Genomic DNA, 17,913 nt, shown 5'->3' with positions numbered 1-17,913 from the left:
AAGGAAACTGCTGTGACAGCCGAGACACACACCTACGACGTCGTGGTGGTCGGCGCCGGCGGAGCCGGGCTGCGGGCCGCGATCGAGGCGCACGAGCAGGGCGCCCGCGTCGCGATCGTCTGCAAGAGCCTGCTGGGCAAGGCGCACACCGTGATGGCCGAGGGCGGCATGGCCGCCGCCATGGCCAACGTATGGCCCGAGGACAACTGGCGGGTGCATTTCCGCGACACCATGCGCGGCGGCAAGATGCTCAACCAGTGGCGCATGGCGCAGATCCACGCGCAGGAGGCCCCGGACCGGGTCTGGGAGCTGGAGGAATGGGGCGCCGTCTTCGACCGGACCCCGGACGGCAAGATTCTCCAGCGTGACTTCGGCGGCCACCGTTACGCGCGCCTCGCGCACGTCGGCGACCGCACCGGCCTGGAACTGATCCGCACGCTGCAGAACCGCGTCGTCGCGAAGAAGCTCGACGTCTTCATGGAATGCACCGTGCAGCGGCTGCTGACCGCGCCGGACCCGGCGGGCGGCGGCGAGCGGATCGCCGGCGTGTTCGCCTACTGGCGCGAGACCGGCACGTTCGTCCGGTTCGACGCGCCGTCCGTCGTTCTGGCCACCGGCGGCATCGGGAAGTCCTGGCAGGTGACGTCGAACTCGTGGGAGTACACCGGCGACGGCCAGTCGCTCGCGCTGCGGGCCGGGGCCGCGCTGATGGACATGGAGTTCGTGCAGTTCCATCCGACCGGCATGGTCTGGCCGCCGTCGGTGAAGGGCATCCTCGTCACCGAGGGCGTGCGCGGTGACGGCGGCGTGCTGCGCAACTCCGAAGGCCGCCGCTTCATGTTCGACTACATCCCCGAGGTGTTCGCCGCGGACACGGCCGACACCGAGGAGGAGGCCGACCGCTGGTACACGGACAAAAAGACGGCCCGCCGGCCTCCGGAGCTGCTCCCCCGTGACGAGGTCGCCCGGGCGATCAACTCCGAGGTGAAGGCCGGGCGCGGCACCCCGCACGGCGGCGTATTCCTCGACATCGCGTCGCGCCGTGACCCGGAGACGATCCGGCGGCGGCTTCCGTCGATGTACCACCAGTTCAAGGAGCTGGCCGACGTCGACATCACGAAGGAGGCGATGGAGGTCGGCCCGACCTGCCACTACGTGATGGGCGGTATCAAGGTCGACCCGGAGACCCAGGCGACCACGCTGCCCGGCCTGTTCGCCGCCGGCGAGTGCGCCGCCGGGCTGCACGGCTCGAACCGCCTCGGTGGCAACTCGCTGTCGGACCTGGTGGTGTTCGGCCGGCGTGCCGGCGCCGCCGCGGCCGGCTACGCGGCGGCGCTCGCGCCGGACGCGCGGCCGGCGGCCGACGAGGCCCAGCTCACCGAGACCTCGGCCGCGGCGCTCGCGCCGTTCGAGCGGCTCGGCACCGACGGCGCCGAGAACCCGTACACCCTGCAGTCCGACCTGCAGGCGGTGATGCAGTCGCTGGTCGGGATCATCCGGACCGAGCACGAGCTCACCGAGGCCCTCAAGGAGATCGGCGAGCTGCGCCAGCGGGCCGAGAAGGTCGCCGTCGAGGGACACCGGCAGTACAACCCGGGCTGGCACCTGGCTCTGGACCTGAACTCGATGCTGCTGGTCGCCGAGTGCGTCGCGACCGCGGCCCTGGCCCGCAAGGAGAGCCGGGGCGGGCACACCCGCGACGACTACCCGGGCACCGACCCGGAGTTCGCCAAGGTCAACCACGTGCTCCGGCTGCGCGCGGGCCAGCTGGAGCTCATCGCCCAGCCGCTGCCGCAGATGCCGGCGGACCTCGCGGAGCTGTTCGACCCACCCGCGGCGCCGGCCGCCGTCCCGGCGCCGGCCACGCCCGACACCACCCCACCCGAGGCGCCCACGGCCGCCGGGGCGAGCAACGAAGGGAACGGCTGAGATGGGCTACGAGCTCGCGCTGCGGGTGTGGCGCGGTGACGCCGACGGCGGCGGGCTGCAGGACTTCACCGTCGACGTCGAGGAGGGCATGGTCGTCCTCGACGCGGTGCACCGGCTGCAGGCGTCCCAGGCGAACGACCTGGCCGTCCGGTGGAACTGCAAGGCCGGCAAGTGCGGGTCGTGCTCGGCCGAGGTGAACGGGAGGCCCCGGCTGATGTGCATGACCCGGCTGAACCTGTTCGAGCCGGGCGAGACAGTGACGATCACCCCGCTGCGCGCCTTCCCGGTGGTGCGCGACCTGGTCACCGACGTGACGTTCAACTACGAGAAGGCCGAGGAGGTGCCCACCTTCGCCCCGGGGAGGCCGACCGGCGACGACGGCCACCACCGGATGGCCCAGACGGACGTGGACCGCGTCCAGGAGTTCCGCAAGTGCATCGAGTGCTTCATGTGCCAGAACGTCTGCCATGTGATCCGCGACCACGAGGACAACAAGAAGGTCTTCGCCGGCCCGCGCCTGATGATCCGGTACGCCGAGCTGGAGATGCACCCGCTGGACACCAACGACCGCCGCGACCTGCTGCGGGCCGAGGCCGGCATCGGCTACTGCAATATCACCAAGTGCTGCACCGAGGTCTGCCCGGAACATATCAAGATCACCGACAACGGCATCATCCCGCTCAAGGAGCGGGTCGTGGACGCGTCCTACGACCCGATAGCCGCGATCGGCCGCCGGCTGCACCGCGGCTCGGGGGACGGCGCCTGACGACGGAGCCAGCGGCCGGCCCAGGGGAAGCCGGGCCCGGGTGGGCTCGGCTTCCGGCTGGGCAAGGCCGCGAAACAAGGAACGGGCCGCTCCCACGTCCGCGGGAGCGGCCCTTCCTGGTTCAGGCGCCGGCTGCCTGGCCTGGGCCTGGCAGCCGGCCGCCCGTCAGGCCCTCTGCCGTGTCGCTGAGGGACACCGAGCCGCTCGAGGTGCAAGCCGGGCGGCTCCCGTCAGCTGGCGGCTACCAGCTGACGGTGAGGCGGTTCGACCTCGCTCAGCCCTCGGTGTGCGCGCTGAGGGTGTTCCGCCGCCGCCGAGCCGCGACGCGCAGCAGCAGACCGCCGCCGAGCAGCGCGAGCGCGATGGACGCCATGGCGCCGGTCTCCACACCGGTGAAGGGCAGCGCCCCGCCGGCCGGGGTGGCACCACCAGCACCACCAGCACCACCGACACCACCGCCGCCGACGCCCACACCGACGACACCGACACCGACGCCACCGACGCAGTTCACGCCGTCCTTGTTGTTGCCGTCCTTGTTGTTCTTGTCGTCGATGTTGTTCTTGTCGTCGACGGCCGCGAGGCCGGTCCTACCGTCCTTGTTGATGCAGTTGTTCCTGCCGTCGTTCCCACCAATGAAGATCGGGATCGGGATCGGGATGAAGGTCCCGTTGATGTCCCTGCCGTTGTGGTCGAGGACGTTCACCTCGACGGAGACGATGCGGGTGATCGACGCGGTCCCGACCGGGGCGGCGAGGCCGACGTTGATGCCGGGGCCGTTGTCGATGTCGCCGAGGATGCCGAGGTGCTGGCGGCCCTCACCGGTGGCCGTGATCGTCGCCCTGCCGATCTGCTTGAACGCAGCTTCGCCAACGATGTCGCCATTGGTGTCCGCGGTGACGGCCCCGATGCTGGAACCGTTGACCGTGATGGTGATGTGCGCACGCGGGATGAAGCCACAGGCGCTGAACACGACCGACTCGCCGACGATGAGCACGGACCTGTTCACCGACAGGGCTCCGGTGAGGCCGCCGCAGCTCTCAGAGGGCGGGTACGGGCCGGCAGCAGGCGGCGTCTTGTCGTCGAGGATGGACGAGCTCATGACCGAGCTCGGGTCGATGCCAGTCGTCGGCGACTGACCGGCCTCGGGGTCGTCAGGACCGGTCACGGCCGCCGGGTCCTCGCCCGTCCCGGGCGACCGACCGGCCTCGGGGCCGTCCGGACCAGTCACGGCCGCCGGGTCCATGCCGGTCGCCGGCGGCGGACTGAATTCGGAGGTGACCGGGCTGGTCACGGACATTGGGTCGTCGACCGCGGCGGCCACGGACGCCGGCAGTACGGCGAGCGCGAGCCCGCAGCTGGCGAGCAGCGCGACTCCTAGCGCGCGGAGTTTCATTGAGGCACTCCCCATGGGGTGATCAGTGCAAGCAGTCGGAGGATTGACTACGCAGAGGTTACGCAGAGTGACGTTGAGTGTCACGCACCTCGCGAGATCACTTGCCTGCAGAGAGTGACCATGGGCGGCGAACAGCGAGCCCTTCGACGGTGAACTGCGCTGGCTTCACCAAAGGCTGTTGACGCACGGTGAGCACCGGGCCGCCCGCGGGCTCCCAGACCTCCAGCACGAGCGTCCTGGGCTTTCCCCTGTCCAACGACAGGAACGTTGAGGCGATGGGGTGCCCGGCCTCCGTGTCGCGGGCCAGGGTCGTCGGCCGGCCGTCGAGGCTGGAGGCCAGCAGCTGGCTGCCCACACCCGTGTAGACGGACAGCCAGACTTTGTTCTGCCCGTCCGGGTTTCCCCCCGGCCCGCCGAGGTCCAGCCGGTAGCGCACGTAGTCGGGCAGGCCGTCCGGAGCCGCGTTGAGCACCTGCACCGTGATGATCGCGATGCCGCTGCCATCCGGGCGCGGCTGCCACCGGTAGTCGACCGTCCGACGGGCCCAGTAGTCGAGCTTGCTGGCCGCGGAGTTCTGGGTCAGTACGGCCAGGAAAGGCCCGGGCCCGGTGGGAAGCGCGCCACCCAGCGAGGTCGTGGCCAGCACCTTTTCCTCGTCGGCGTGGTTGCTTGACACCAGCAGCCGGCCCTCGCCCACCGAGCGCCCGAGCGCCTCCAGCAGGCCGGCCGTGTTCCCACCGCCGGCCGTCACCGCCTGGTAGACAGCCTTGCCGACGTCGGCGAAGAACTGGTCGCGGGGGCCTTCACCGTTGATCAGCGAGTACGCGTCCGACTCGACCAGCTTGACGAGATTCCCCGCGGTGATCACTCTGCCGTCCGGCATGACGGCCGGTCTCGTGGCGCCCAGGAGATAGGACAGCGCGGTCGGGTCGATGCTGATGGTGCCATCTACGCTGGTGCCGGTGCCGCCCTGGTACAGGCCCGAGTAGAACCGGCCGGCCGTCGGGTAGTCGGGCGTCAGGTTGGCGTTGGCCCAGATTCGGGCCGGATCATATGGGCCGTAGCGCGCAGTCAGGTCCGCCGGCAGCATCGAGTGAGTGAGCAGTGGCGAGCCGGCTCGCAGCGGCGGCAGCTGCCCGTTGCCGGAGATGTTGTCGAGGCTCAGTTTCCCGTTCTGGGCCGTGAGCAGCCCGAACCCGCCGATGATCCCACCGTTGGCCCTGGACTCGGCCGGGTTCTGCACGATCAACAGGTAACGGCGCGGCTCGCCCTGACCGCCGAGCATCGGCGGTGCCAGCTGGATCGCGAGCTTCAGACCGGCGAACGCTCCGGTGAGCCGGCGCGCCTGGGCCACCGCCGTGTCGCGAGCCGGGGTGAGGCCCAGGGTGCGGCCGGTCCAGCCACAGCCCGGGACGTCGTCGAGCATCGCGCGGAACCGCCCGGCCGCGACCGCGGACCGGTCGACAGGCACCTTGCCGCGCGCGAGCGCGAGCAGGTCGATCGACATTCCCGACCGCAGCGACGCCGGGTTCAACGCGTCGGCGGCCTGGGCCATCGCCGGCAGCCCCCCCGAGGCCATCCCGTCGACGGCTACTACCAACGCGTGCGCCGCTCGCATCGGGCACCCGACAACGGGCAGGTGCCCGGCCACGGACCACACCGGGTCACCGGTCAGGCTCCGGGCGGAGTGGGTCTGGCGGCCGATCCGGCTCACCTCGGCGGCGAGCTGGGCAGGCGGCGGGACGTCGCCGTCGAGCAGCCGCTGTTCGAGCCGGGCCAGGCCGGAACGGGTCTGGGCCAGCTCGTGGTAGGCGAGCAGCCCGCGCACACCCACCCAGCCGAAGACGGCCAGCACCGGCAGGGCGACACACACACCTACCAGCAGCGCCCGCCGGCTCGGCCGCCGCAGCCGCCATGGCCAGAGCACCGCGCGGCTCGGCCAGGAGCCCACCCGCGCCCCGGCCGCCAACGCGCGCCGCCCAAGTCCCGCCGAGGGACTCCCGGCCGTCGCGGGCTCGGCCGCGCGGCGGCCGGCACCGCCGGCACCGCCGGCAGGACGCTCGGCTGGCACAGCCGCCGCCACCGTCTCCGCATCTGCCAGGTCCGCCGCGGCGGCGCCGAGTGGCTGGCCTGAGGCATTGCCGGGTGAGCGCTGCGCGGGCACCTGGGCGCCGCCGCCGGCGGCGGCGGCGGTGTCCGGGGCGGGGGCCTCGTCCGGTGCGGCAGCCTCGTCCGGGCCGGGCTGCGCGCTGGTGCCGCCGGCTCGGTTGCCGGCTCGGTCCGTCGTCATCGCGTGGTGGCCCCCGTCATCAGGCTTTCCCCGTCAGAGCGCTGGTTGGGCAGGGGGGTGAGGCTGACCGGCCCATCGGGCGGGCCCGCGTCGGCGGCCCGCGCCACGCTGGGCCGCCCGGCCAGGGCCAGCTCGGCCCTGGGACGGCGGCCGCGCGGGGGGAAGGCGTCGAACAGCCCCCGCTCCTCGTCGACAGAGCCCGGCGGCGGGACCATGTTCAGCACGGTGCCGAGCACCCTGGCGTCGACCGACCGCAGCGCCGCCGCCGCGCGGCGCAGCCGCGCCCGCCGGGTCCGCCCGATCCGGACGACGAGCAGGGTGCCACCAGCCCGGCCAGCCAGCACCGTGGCGTCGGAGGTCGCGAGCAGCGGCGGCGCGTCGACGAGCACCACGTCATATCGCCCGGAGAGCTGCTCGAGGAGCTCAGCCATCGCGCGCGAGCCCAACAGCTCACTCGGGTCCGGTGGGACCGGGCCGCTCGGCAGCACATCGACACAGCCGTCGCCGAGCCAGCCCCTGCCACCAGCGGCAAACGACGGGCCAGCACTTCCCGCGGCCAAAGACGGGCCGGCATCTCGCACGGCCAAAGACGGGCCGGTGCTGCCCAGCGCCGGATAGCGGCCGGTGCGCCACGGCTGCAGCACGTCGTCGAGCTTGGCTGCGCCGATCAGCACCGAGGTGAGCCCAGCGGTCACGTCGACGCCGAGGTATGCGGCGAACGACGGCCGGCGCAGGTCGCCTTCCAGCAGGCAGACCCGGGCGCCGGCCTGCGCCAGCGTGATCGCCAGGTTGCAGCTGGTCGTCGACCTGCCCTCGTCGGGCCCGGAACCGGTGATGACGATCGAGCGTGGCCCGCCGTCGACGCCAGCGAAACGCAGGTTGGCGCGCAGGAGGCGGAAACCCTCAGCCCGCGGCGAGTGCGGGCTCGCGTGCACGATCAGCGGGCGGCGGGCGGCCTCGGGGTCGAAGACGATCGACCCGAGGGCCGGCCGGCCGGTGATCGCGGCGGCCTCAGCGTCGTCGCAGTGGCCGGCGTAAAGCCGGTACCGCACGAACATGGCGCCGAGGCCGGCGGCCAGGCCGAAGAGCAGGCCGAGCACCAGGTTACGCGCCGGCCGCGGCGTCACCGGGCCGGCGGGCAGCTTCGCCGCCTCCCAGGCGGTGACCCGGGCAGTCGGCCGCTGGCCCGGGCTGGGCGCCTCGGTCTGGGCGACCGCCGCGGAGAACGCGGCCCCGACGGCGTCCGCGAGGTGCTCGGCCCGCGACGCGCTCGAATCGCGGACGCTGACCCGCAGCAGTAGCGTGTCGGGCACGGCCTGGGTGACGATCCGGCTGCGCAGCGCGTCGGGGCTCTCGGTCAGATGCAGCCGGCCAATCACCGCGACAGCGACCCGGTCGCTGGCGACCAGTTTCGCGTAGGACCTCACCCGCTGCCGGGAGAGCTGCCCGCTGTCGTCGGCCGACGAGTCGTTCGAGCCGTCACCGGCGGTGGAGACGAGCATGGTCACGGTCGCGGCGTACGTCCTGGTCGCCTGCCAGGTCACCACGGCCGAGAGCAGCCCGCCGGCCGCCGCGAGGGCCAGGACGAGGAGCCAGCCACGGCGCAGCACGCGCGCGTACACCCGTAGTTCCACCCGTCGCCCACCCTCTTCGTCTCGTCGTGTGCCGTCGGGTCGTGTCCGCGGCGTGCCGCGCGGCCGCCGGTCCGGTGGCCGCGCCGGACGGGGTCTGCGCCGGACGGGGTCTGCGCTGCCTGTCCGGGACACCCGGTTCTGCCGCGCCGTGCCCCCGCCACGCCCGTCAACTGAGGCCCTCTGGTAGCGACGGATCCGCCATCGATTGCGCTTACTCTATGGCGTCATGTGGAGACGTAGAGTAGACGGCGCGCGTGAACCGCAGTGGACGGCGGCAGCCGCGCGGCGCGTGTCGCGACTCGTGTCACGGCTCGAGCTCCGTCAGCGGGTCGGTCTCCAGATCACCCTGGACAGCCTGGCGCTGGTGGCGGGCCTGGCCGCGGCTCAGACCGGGCGTCTCAACTTCAAGGCCGCGACGCTGCGGGACCCCGGGTTCTGGGTGATCGTGCTGCTGGCGGTCTGCCTGCTGCACTTCGTGGGAACCGCGCTGCACCTCTATCTCGGCCGCTACCGGTTCGGCGGGTTCGAGGAGGTCCTCAGCATCCTGACCTCGGTCACGCTGACCGTGATCGGCCTGGAGATCGCCGTCTTCGCGTTCGGCCAGCCGCGCCCGATCCCGCTGTCGGTGCCGCCGCTCGGGGGCACGGTCACCCTCTCCGTCATGTTCGGGGTCCGCTACCTCTACCGCCTCACCGAGGAACGGCTGCGCCGCCCCGCACCCGAGGGCACCGAGCCGCTGATCGTGTTCGGGGCCGGCGAGGGTGCCGAGCAGGTGCTCGCCGCGATGCTGCGCACGCCCGACAGCCCGTACTACCCGGTCGCGCTGCTCGATGACGACCCGCGCTGCTGGAACCTGCAGCTGCACGGCGTCCGGGTCCGGGGCGGCCGGGACGCGATCGCGCCGGTCGCCAGGGCCACCGGCGCCGCGACCCTGCTGGTCGCGATCCCGAGCGCGGACGCGGCCCTGCTGCGCGAGATCAGCGAGCTGGCCGAGGTGGCGGGGCTCGCGGTCAAGGTGCTGCCCAGGGTCGCCGACCTGATCGGCGGGAACGTCGACGTCACCGACATCCGGGAGATCGACATCAACGACCTGCTGGGCCGCCGGCAGATCCGCACCGACGTCGCCACCACCGCCGGCTACCTGGCGGGCCGGCGCGTGCTGGTGACCGGCGCCGGCGGGTCGATCGGCTCCGAGCTGTGCCGCCAGGTGCACCGCTTCGGCCCGGCCGAGCTGGTCATGCTCGACCGGGACGAGTCCGCGCTGCGGGCCGTCCAGCTCTCGCTCCACGGCCATACCGGCCTTGATGACGACTCGGTCGTGCTCTGTGACATCCGGGACGTCGACATGGTCTCCGCGCTGTTCACCGAGCGGCGCCCCGAGGTCGTGTTCCACGCCGCGGCGCTCAAGCACCTGCCGCTGCTGGAGCGCTTCCCCGGCGAGTCGGTGAAGACCAACGTCTGGGGAACGCTGTCGGTGCTGGAGGCGGCCGCGGCCAGCGGGGTCGAGCGGCTGGTCAACATCTCCACCGACAAGGCCGCCGACCCGTCGTCCGTACTGGGCTACTCGAAGCGGATCACCGAGCGGCTCACCGCGCACGTGGCCGCCGAGCACCGCCTGCCCTACGTCAGCGTGCGGTTCGGCAACGTGCTGGGCAGCAACGGCTCAGTCCTGACGATCTTCGCCAGCCAGCTCGCCGCCGGCGGTCCGCTCACCGTCACCGACGCGGAGGTCACCCGGTACTTCATGACCGTCCAGGAGGCGGTCGAGCTGGTGCTGCAGGCGGGGGCGATCGGCTCCGGCGGTGACGTCCTGGTGCTCGACATGGGCGAGCCGGTGCGGATCGTCGACGTCGCCGAGCGGCTGACCACCCGCGCCGCGGCCAAGACCGGCGGCCAGAAGGCCGAGATCGTCTACACCGGCCTCGGGGTCGGCGAGAAGCTGCACGAGGCGCTGTTCGGCATGGGTGAGACGGACGACCGGCCGCACCATCCGCTGATCTCCGAGGTCCCGGTGCCGGCGCTAGACCCGAGCATCGTCGTCGAGCTGGACCCGTGGGCGGACGAGGAGAAGGTGCGCGCCGCGCTGCTCGAACTCGGCCGCGACGCCGACCTCGCGGCCGTCACCGCCGGCCTGACCCGAATCCCCCACCAGCCCACCAGCACCGCGAACCGCGGCCGGTAAGGTGAAGCGGCCGAAGGTCGCTTGCGCGACCGCGGCCGCTTCACCGGTCGGGCGCCGAGGCGCCCTCCCAACCCGCTTCGAGGTAGACGCGGAAAGCCGCAGAAGCCGCCAGATGAACTCAAACTCCTGGTCACGCAGAGTTACAGTTAGTCACGAGGGCAGCTGGGCGGCGGGCGGGCGGGGCGGGGCCAGGGGGTAGCCGCCGCGGGCCCCGTACCAGGCGACGGTCGCGTCCAGGGCGGTCGCCAGGTCACCGCCCACCGCCTGCGGGAACAGCTCCCGGGCGGTCGTCGGGTCGGCCTGCAGGTCGCGCACGTCGCCGGCCCGGCCCGGCCCGAACGCGACCGGCAACTGGTAGCCGAGGATGTCCTCCAGGGCCGCCACCAGCGTGAGCAGGTCGACCCGGGCGCCGAAGGCCAGGTTGACCGGCCGCGGACGCGCGAGCCGGCGGGTGGTCGCGTCGGCGAGCATCGCCGCGATCGGCTCGACGTAGCCGACGTCCCTGGTCTGACGCCCGTCACCGTGGACGGTGAGCGGCCGGCCCGCCAGCGCCGCGTCGATGAACGCCGGGATGACCGCCGTGTACGCATGCCCGACCGACTGGAACGGGCCGAAGACGGTGAACAGCCTCGCCACGAGCACCGGCAGCCCGCAGCTGGCCTGGAAACCGAGCGCGTACGCCTCCGCGGCGAGCTTGCTGGCCGCGTACGGGCTGCGCGGGGCGACCGGGCCGTCATCCCGGCAGGGCAGCGGGCCCGCGTCGCCGTAGACCGCGGCACTCGACGTGACGATCACGTGGGCCTCGGCCCGCTGGGCGACGTCGAGCACGGTCAGCGTGCCGGTGACGTTGACGTCGTGGGTGGCCATCGGGTCCAGCAGCGAGCGCTCGACGCTCGGGCGGGCGGCGAGATGAACGATGCTGTCGGCGCCGCTCGCGGCCTCCTCCAGCAGGGCACGGTTGGTGACGCTGCCCACGATCAGCTTGACCGGCAGGCCCGACAGGTTCGAGACCGCGCCGGTGCTGAGGTCGTCGACGACGACGACGTCGCAGCCGGCCACGAGCAGCTCTCTGGTCAGATGGGAACCGAGGAAGCCGGCTCCACCGGTCACCACGACCTTCATCGATCATCACCCTTCGGAGTTGCTCAGGCGCTCACCGCAGTATGCTCGCCGCCCCTTCCACATCTCGTCACCGTTGGAAGTCGACACGGAGCCGTTGGCGCCGGGGCGCCCGACCTTCGCCGCACCGGCCGCCACGCCAGGACATCGCGGAGCCCCTGCCGTTGAACTCATCGGCTCCACGCTCTACGGTCACGTTGTGTCAACACGCCGCCACCGTCGGCAGCTAGTCATCGTGGGGACCGGCGGATACGGCCGCGAGCTGCTCGACGTCGTCGAGGCCGTCAACGCCATCGACCCAGACGCGCCCGCCTACCGCTTCCTCGGTTTCCTCGACGAACAGCCGGACACCGGGCCGCGCGACGACAACAGCGCGGACGCCGACCTGCTGGCCCGTCGGGGCGCCAGCCTGCTCGGCGGGCTCGACCTGCTGGCCACCCTGGACGCCGACTACCTGATCGGCGTCGGATCCGCCGACGCCCGGGCGCGCATCGACCGCTGTGCCAGCGCCGCCGGCCGGCGACCGGCGACGCTCGTCCACCCGCGGGCCAACCTCGGCGGCGACGTCAAGCTCGGCCCCGGCACCGTCGTCTGCGCGCTCGCCAGCCTCACCACGAACATCTCCACCGGCCGGCACGTGCTCGTCGACGTCGGCTCCAGCGTCGCGCACGACTGCCGCCTGGGTGACTACGCGACCGTCGCTCCCGGCGCCCGGGTCGCCGGCGGCGCGGACATCGGCGCGCGCGTCTGGGTCGGCAGTCAGGCGACCGTGGTGCGCCAGCGCAAGGTGGGCGAGGGTGCCGTCGTCGGGGCCGGGGCGGTCGTCGTCGACGACGTCGCGCCCGAGCTGGTCGTCGTCGGCGTCCCGGCGCGCCCGATCGCCTCGGGTACCCGAGGCTGGCGCACGCCGGCCCACGGCCTCGCCGAGGTGGACACGGCTGACCTCGCCGACCTACCTCCCGACGACGTCCGGCCGCCGACCTGGCCGCCCCCGCCACGCCACGAACAGCCCCGGCCCGAGCAGCCCGCAGCCGAGCAGCCCCGACCGGAGCAGCGCCGGGAGCGGCCACGCCCGCAGCCGGCTCCCCAGGGGCCGCCCGGCACCCGGCCGAGGTTCGTCCCACAGGCCGAAATCGCCTGAGCCCGAGGCACTCCGAGCAATCAGCCGGGCGCCGGGCGACCGACGGCGCAACAGGTGAACAGTCGCCGTCGCCGGTCATCCGAACGGCGAAACCGGGGCGCCCGGCCCGGGCCGCCGCTTAGCATCGAACCTGTGGATCGCTGGTACGAGCTCGAAGGCTGCGACAACGTCCGCGATCTCGGTGGGCTACCCACCCTGGATGGCGGCCAGACCCAGTACGGGGTGCTGCTGCGCAGCGACACCCTGCAGCACCTGAGCCCAGCCGACGTGCTGCGGCTGCGCGACGACTTCGGCCTGCGGACGATCCTCGACCTGCGCACTCCCGAGGAGCTGGCCCGGGAGGGCCGCGGGCCGCTGGGCGCCGAGCCGATCGCGCATCACAACCTGTCGTTCCTGCGGACCCGCTGGATCACGCCGGCCGAGGTCGCCGCGGAGGAGGAGGCGGCCCAGGCGCTGATCCGCATCCGCACCAGCGACGACCGGGTCGAGCACTACCTCGACTACCTGCGGCTGGCGGGCGACTCGGTCGCGACCGCCGTCCGCCTCATCGCCGACGAGGCCAACGGCCCGACGCTGTTCCACTGCGCGGCCGGCAAGGACCGCACCGGGGTGCTCGCCGCGGTGGTGCTCTCCCTCGTCGGCGTCGAGCCCGAGGCCATCATCGAGGACTACCTGGCCACCAACGACCGGATCCACCTCATCGAGACGCGCCTCGCCGCGCTGCCGTCCTACGAGAGCGGCATCCGCACCCGCGCGGACGCCGACCAGCTACGCGTCCGCCCGGAGGTCATGGCCGGGGTTCTCGACCGGATCGACGAGACCTGGGGCAGCGCCACCGGCTGGGCCCAACAGGCCGGCGTACCCGCCGAATCCGTGGCCGCGCTGCGCGGCCGTCTCGTCGTCGATATCACGGATTGATCGTCAGCTCGGCCTGGCAGCCGCGAGAAATCTTCCGGCTCACGGCTGCCGTAGTCATTCGCATGCATCCGTGTTCTCCCGAGACGGGCGGACGGGAACCGCGAACGAACGCCTACCGGCCCCGCATCTTCCCGATCTGCGGCATTTCCTCGGGATCCGGGCCCGCTACCGCGAGAAACGCCCGCAGGCAGTCGAGCGCGACCTCGGGCGCCGTTCTCTTCAGGCTCATCGCGAGGACGTTCGCGTCATTCCAGAGGCGCGCATGGGTGGCGACCCACGGCTCCCAGGCCTGCGCGGCCCGCACTCCGGGCACCTTGTTCGCCGCCATTGCCGTGCCCGTGCCCGTCCAGCACATCAGCACGCCGAAACGATACTCGCCGGCGGCGACGCCACGGGCCACAGTTTCGGAAAGCTCCGGCCAGCTGGTCGGAGCAACGACCGTGGTCTCGTAGTTCGCCCGCAGATACTCCCGCACGGCGGTCACACACTCATTGGTGTCGTCCGCACCAAAAATAATGCTGAAATTCCCGGCAGTCACCGGTCTCGCCGCACCTTTCTACTACCCATCGACTCGTTCGAGGGCAATAGGCCCGCGTGGCGAAAAACCCGCCAGCCCCCGCGGCACCGCCCCGATTGCTGTCACCCAATGCTAACAGTCGCCTATCGCCGCAAACCGGCCCGTAGGCGGGGAGGAACATCGGCGGCGCCGGCTATCGAACGACGCCGGCTCCCAGCAGCTCGGGCAGAACGGCGGCGAGGGCGCGGAACGCCTGGCCCCGGTGGCTGATGGCGTCCTTCTCCTGCGCGGTGAGCTCGGCGCTGGTCCGGGTCTCACCGTCAGGGAGGAAGAGCGGGTCGTAGCCGAAGCCACCGGCGCCGCGCGGCGCGGCCAGCAGGTGGCCGCGCATCTCACCGTGGACCACGTGCTCGGTGCCGCCCGGGCCGACGAACGCCGCCGCGCACAGGAAGGCCGCGCCACGCCGCTCGTCGGGGACGTCGTCGAGCTGGGCGAGCAACAACGCGTTGTTCGCCGCGTCCTTCTCGACGCGGGGCCGGCCGGCTGGACTACCGGCCCAGCGGGCGGAGCGGACACCGGGCATTCCGTTGAGCTCGTCGACGGCGAGCCCCGAGTCGTCCGCGACGGCCGGCAGCCCGGTTGTCGCGGCCGCGCCCCTGGCCTTGAGCAGCGCGTTCTCGGCGAAGGTGCGGCCAGTCTCGGGCACCTCCGGACCGTCCGGCAGCCCGACCAGCTCGACGGCGAGACCCACCGCCGCCAGAATCCGGCGCAGCTCGACGAGCTTGGCCTCGTTGCGGCTGGCCAGCACCAGCCGCGTCGGCGCCGCCACGGCCGCGGTCACTTGCCGCCGCCACGGCTGGCCGGCCTGGCCGGGCCGGCCGGCGCCGGGCCCGCGAGCGCGAGCGCCTGTGCCTTGGCGAGCTGGGCGCAGCCGGCGACGGCCAGGTCGAGCAGCTGGTCGAGCATCGCGCGGTCGAACACGACGCCCTCCGCGGTGCCCTGGACCTCGACGAACGAACCGGCATCCGTGCAGACGACATTCATGTCGGTGTCGGCTGCCGAGTCCTCGACGTACGCGAGGTCGAGCATCGGGACACCACCGACGACGCCGACGCTGACCGCGCTGACCCCGCCGCTGATGGCCTTGGGCCGGCCGAGCCAGCCGCAGGCGTCCGAGAGCGCGACATAGGCGCCGGTGATCGCGGCCGTCCGGGTGCCGCCGTCGGCGAGCAGCACGTCGCAGTCGATCGCGATCGTGTTCTCGCCCAGCTGCTTGAGGTCGATGCAGGCCCGCAGGCTGCGCCCGATCAGCCGGGAGATCTCGTGGGTGCGCCCGCCGATCCGGCCCTTCACGGACTCGCGGTCGTTACGGGTGTTGGTCGCACGCGGCAGCATCGAGTACTCGGCCGTCACCCAGCCCAGCCCGCTGCCCTTGCGCCAGCGCGGGACGCCCTCCGTTACCGAGGCCGCGCACAGCACCCTGGTCCGCCCAAAGTTGATCAATGCTGAACCCTCAGCGTGCTCCTGCCACCCCCGGACGATCGTCACATCCCGGAGCTGGTCGGCCGCCCTGCCGTCATGTCGAGTCACGCCCGGACCTTATCCAGGGCGGTCGGCCGGAACGGGCGCAGGGCGCCCGCCTGCCGCCTGCCGGTTCGGGCGCTGAGCGCCCTCCCCAACGTGATTCTGGGTTGGCGGAGATGGACGAGGCGGGCGCTGTCCAGGGTCGGGAGCTGGGTTGTGTTCCGCTGGAACCGGGCGCGGAGCGCCCTTCGGTGGATCCGCCTGGTTCGGGCGCTGAGCGCCCTCCCCAGGGTGTCTCGGGGATGGCGTTGAAATGCGGTGGATGGCGCTGGTCCAGGGTCGCTACCTGAGTTGCTTTTCGTTCGGGAGCAACCGAATCGGGCGGACGGTCAAATCACGAAGGAGGCGCCCGGGGTGGCTACGGTCAGCTCGCCGTTGAAGGCGGCGGTGGCCTCGGCCTCGCTGCGGACGGCGTCGCCCCAGGGCACGAGGTGGGTGAGGACGAGCTGGCCGACGCCGGCGGCCTCGGCGTGCAGACCGGCCTCGCGGCCGGTCAGGTGCAGGTCGGGCGGGTTGTTCTCGTGGTCGAGGAACGCGGCCTCACAGAGGAAGAGGTCGCTGTCCTTGGCGAGGCGGACGAGCTTCTCGCACGGGCCGGTGTCGCCGGAGTAGGTGATCACCTTGCCGTCAGCGCTGATCCGCACGCCGTAGGCCTCGACCGGGTGGGCGACCCGGGCCAGGTCGATCAGGAACGGGCCGATGTGCACCCTGCCGGGCCCGATCGTCTGGAAGTCGTAGATGTCCGCGAGCGAGTCCTCCGGCCAGCGCTCGAAGGCGCCGCAGATCCGCTCGCGGGTGTTGATCGGGCCGTAGACCGGGAGCTTCGGCGGGGTGCCCTGCGGGTGGTAGCGGCGGGCGTAGCTCTGCACCACGAGGTCCAGGCAGTGGTCGCCGTGCAGGTGGCTGAGCAGGACGGCGTCGACGTCACGCAGGTCGCAGTGACGCTGCAGCTCGCCGAGCGAGCCGTTGCCCGCGTCGACGACGAGCCGGAAGTCGTCGGACTCGACCAGATAGGACGAACACGCGGAGTTGGGGCCGGGGTAGGTGCCGGAGCAGCCCAGGATCGTCAGTTTCACTGGCGCACCGCCTCAGCCGTCGGCATGACCGCCCTCGTCACGTTGTCGCCGCCCCCGTCCCGTTCCCGCGTACCCACCGCCATGCTCAGGGGCAAAGGCGCTTGCGCGCCACTGGTGCTGGCGCCGCCGGCCACCTCGGCCACCGCGCCGCCGTCGACGAGGGGCGGCGCCGCCGCGCCCGGGGCGTCACCCTCGGCCGGCGTCGCCGGCGCGGCGCGCTCGCCGGAGGGCTGAGCTGGCAGGACGACCGCCAGCTCGGGCCCGAGGAACCGACGCCCGACCCTGGTGAACGAGCGCGGGTCGCCGGTGGCGAGAAACCGATGGACCGGGGGTGGGAGCTCGGGGTCGCGGAACAGGCCACCGCGGGCCAACACCCGGTAGGTGTCCTTCGCGGTCTCCTCGGCGCTGCTCACCAGCGTGACACTTTCCCCCATCACCAGCCCGATAACCCCGGTCAGCAACGGATAATGCGTACATCCCAGGATCAGGGTGTCGACGTCCGCCTCCTGCAGCGGCGCGAGATATGCCTCGGCCAGGCCGAGCAACTGGCGGCCGGCGGTCGTGCCGCGTTCGACGAAGTCGACGAACGCCGGGCAGGCGACGCTCGTGAGCGTCACGGCGGCGGCCGCGGCCACCGCGTCGTCGTAGGCGCGGCTGGTGATCGTCGCGACGGTGCCGATCACCCCGACCCGGCCGCTCCGGGTCGCGGCCACGGCCCGGCGGGCCGCCGGCAGGACGACCTCGACCACCGGCACGTCGTAACGCTCGCGGGCATCCCGCAGGCAGGCGGCGCTCGCCGTGTTACAGGCGATCACCAGCAGCTTCACGCCCTCGGCGACGAGCGTGTCCATCGCGTCGAGCGCAACCCGGCGGATCTCCGCGATAGGCCGCGGTCCGTACGGTGCTCGCGCGGTATCGCCGAAGTACAGCAAGGGCTCGTGCGGCAACTGGTCGAGGATGGCTCTGGCCACCGTCAGACCGCCGACGCCGCTGTCGAATACCCCTATCGGCGCGTCGCTCATGAGGGCAAAGACTAAGCCGGAAACTCCACGGACACCCTGTGGGTGTCGTCACCAGCGCATTGTCGAACCGCGGGCATCCGGGCGAGACGCCCCGGAGTGCCTGGTCTCGCCCGGTATGCGCCGGTCGTGATAACGCGCACGTCACCGGGATCTCACGCTACCGAGCCGAGAAATGCACGCCGGCTCGGCGATTCGGGCCGTCTCGCGACCGCGCTGCCGACGTCCTCGGCTCAGTCTCCAGCACAGCGGACAGCGTGTCGAGGACAGCCCCGTTGGGCCAGCGGCACGAGCCGGCCACGGCCACCCGGGCCGGGGTGACATCAGCACCGATGTTCCCTTGCG

General features: G+C 72.3%; 14 protein-coding genes. 5 read left to right on the top strand and 9 right to left on the bottom strand.

Annotated elements, in window-relative coordinates:
- Positions 1 to 12 precede the first annotated feature (12 nt).
- Both FRADC12_RS19455 and FRADC12_RS19450 read left to right on the top strand, forming a co-directional pair.
- Positions 13 to 1,929 carry a fumarate reductase/succinate dehydrogenase flavoprotein subunit gene (locus FRADC12_RS19455; protein ID WP_045877705.1) on the top strand — a complete coding sequence of 639 codons (1,917 nt, stop codon included), beginning with the start codon at positions 13 to 15 and terminating at the stop codon, positions 1,927 to 1,929.
- Between the two features lies 1 nt (position 1,930).
- A complete protein-coding gene (locus tag FRADC12_RS19450) occupies positions 1,931 to 2,695 on the top strand; it encodes a succinate dehydrogenase/fumarate reductase iron-sulfur subunit (RefSeq protein WP_045877704.1) in 765 nt (254 codons plus the stop codon).
- Between the two features lie 274 nt (positions 2,696 to 2,969).
- On the opposite strand, the gene FRADC12_RS28585 is transcribed toward FRADC12_RS19450, so the two are convergent.
- The 3 genes from FRADC12_RS28585 to FRADC12_RS19435 all read right to left on the bottom strand — a co-directional run bounded on the left by FRADC12_RS28585 (position 2,970) and on the right by FRADC12_RS19435 (position 8,012).
- Positions 2,970 to 4,088 carry a hypothetical protein gene (locus FRADC12_RS28585; protein WP_052711018.1) on the bottom strand — a complete coding sequence of 373 codons (1,119 nt, stop codon included), beginning with the start codon at positions 4,086 to 4,088 and terminating at the stop codon, positions 2,970 to 2,972.
- A 97-nt stretch (positions 4,089 to 4,185) separates the two neighbouring features.
- Positions 4,186 to 6,378: a DUF4012 domain-containing protein gene (locus FRADC12_RS19440; RefSeq protein ID WP_045877703.1), complete on the bottom strand. Its 2,193-nt coding sequence runs from the start codon at positions 6,376 to 6,378 to the stop codon at positions 4,186 to 4,188.
- Complete coding sequence (locus FRADC12_RS19435; protein WP_084011036.1) at positions 6,375 to 8,012, bottom strand: tyrosine-protein kinase domain-containing protein; 1,638 nt, start codon at positions 8,010 to 8,012, stop codon at positions 6,375 to 6,377. The genes FRADC12_RS19440 and FRADC12_RS19435 overlap by 4 nt, the downstream gene beginning before the upstream one ends.
- Before the next feature lie 226 nt (positions 8,013 to 8,238).
- Between FRADC12_RS19435 and FRADC12_RS19430 the strand changes: the two genes are divergently transcribed.
- Positions 8,239 to 10,194 (top strand): nucleoside-diphosphate sugar epimerase/dehydratase, encoded by a 1,956-nt coding sequence (locus FRADC12_RS19430; RefSeq protein ID WP_045877702.1) that lies wholly within the window; start codon positions 8,239 to 8,241, stop codon positions 10,192 to 10,194.
- A 150-nt stretch (positions 10,195 to 10,344) separates the two neighbouring features.
- Here FRADC12_RS19430 and FRADC12_RS19425 read toward each other — a convergent pair whose 3' ends face one another.
- Entirely contained in the window at positions 10,345 to 11,316 is a 972-nt protein-coding gene (locus FRADC12_RS19425) for an NAD-dependent epimerase/dehydratase family protein (protein ID WP_045877701.1), read from the bottom strand.
- Positions 11,317 to 11,548: 232 nt separating this feature from the next.
- Here FRADC12_RS19425 and FRADC12_RS19420 point away from each other — a divergent pair, with 232 nt between their 5' ends.
- Both FRADC12_RS19420 and FRADC12_RS19415 read left to right on the top strand, forming a co-directional pair.
- Positions 11,549 to 12,454: an LbetaH domain-containing protein gene (locus tag FRADC12_RS19420; RefSeq protein ID WP_232303898.1), complete on the top strand. Its 906-nt coding sequence runs from the start codon at positions 11,549 to 11,551 to the stop codon at positions 12,452 to 12,454.
- Between the two features lie 132 nt (positions 12,455 to 12,586).
- The gene (locus FRADC12_RS19415; protein ID WP_045877700.1) at positions 12,587 to 13,372 is read left to right on the top strand and encodes a tyrosine-protein phosphatase; all 786 of its coding nucleotides are present in this window, start codon (positions 12,587 to 12,589) and stop codon (positions 13,370 to 13,372) included.
- A 112-nt stretch (positions 13,373 to 13,484) separates the two neighbouring features.
- Here FRADC12_RS19415 and FRADC12_RS19410 read toward each other — a convergent pair whose 3' ends face one another.
- From FRADC12_RS19410 to murI, 5 genes are all read right to left on the bottom strand, one after another.
- Complete coding sequence (locus tag FRADC12_RS19410; protein ID WP_052711016.1) at positions 13,485 to 13,910, bottom strand: RpiB/LacA/LacB family sugar-phosphate isomerase; 426 nt, start codon at positions 13,908 to 13,910, stop codon at positions 13,485 to 13,487.
- Between the two features lie 172 nt (positions 13,911 to 14,082).
- A complete protein-coding gene (rdgB, locus tag FRADC12_RS19405) occupies positions 14,083 to 14,730 on the bottom strand; it encodes an RdgB/HAM1 family non-canonical purine NTP pyrophosphatase (protein WP_045877699.1) in 648 nt (215 codons plus the stop codon).
- Positions 14,727 to 15,479, bottom strand: coding sequence for a ribonuclease PH (gene rph / locus FRADC12_RS19400; RefSeq protein WP_045877698.1), 753 nt, complete (start codon positions 15,477 to 15,479; stop codon positions 14,727 to 14,729). The genes rdgB and rph overlap by 4 nt, the downstream gene beginning before the upstream one ends.
- A 323-nt stretch (positions 15,480 to 15,802) precedes the next feature.
- The gene (locus tag FRADC12_RS19395) at positions 15,803 to 16,549 is read right to left on the bottom strand and encodes an MBL fold metallo-hydrolase (protein ID WP_045877697.1); all 747 of its coding nucleotides are present in this window, start codon (positions 16,547 to 16,549) and stop codon (positions 15,803 to 15,805) included.
- Positions 16,546 to 17,571, bottom strand: a complete 1,026-nt coding sequence (gene murI / locus FRADC12_RS19390) for a glutamate racemase (protein ID WP_045877696.1) — start codon at positions 17,569 to 17,571, stop codon at positions 16,546 to 16,548. Before murI ends, FRADC12_RS19395 begins: the two co-directional genes overlap by 4 nt.
- Between the last annotated feature and the right edge of the window lie 342 nt (positions 17,572 to 17,913).

The organism is Pseudofrankia sp. DC12 (assembly GCF_000966285.1).
Classification (GTDB): Bacteria; Actinomycetota; Actinomycetes; order Frankiales; family Frankiaceae; genus Pseudofrankia.
This window is presented reverse-complemented; position numbering and strand designations above follow the sequence as displayed.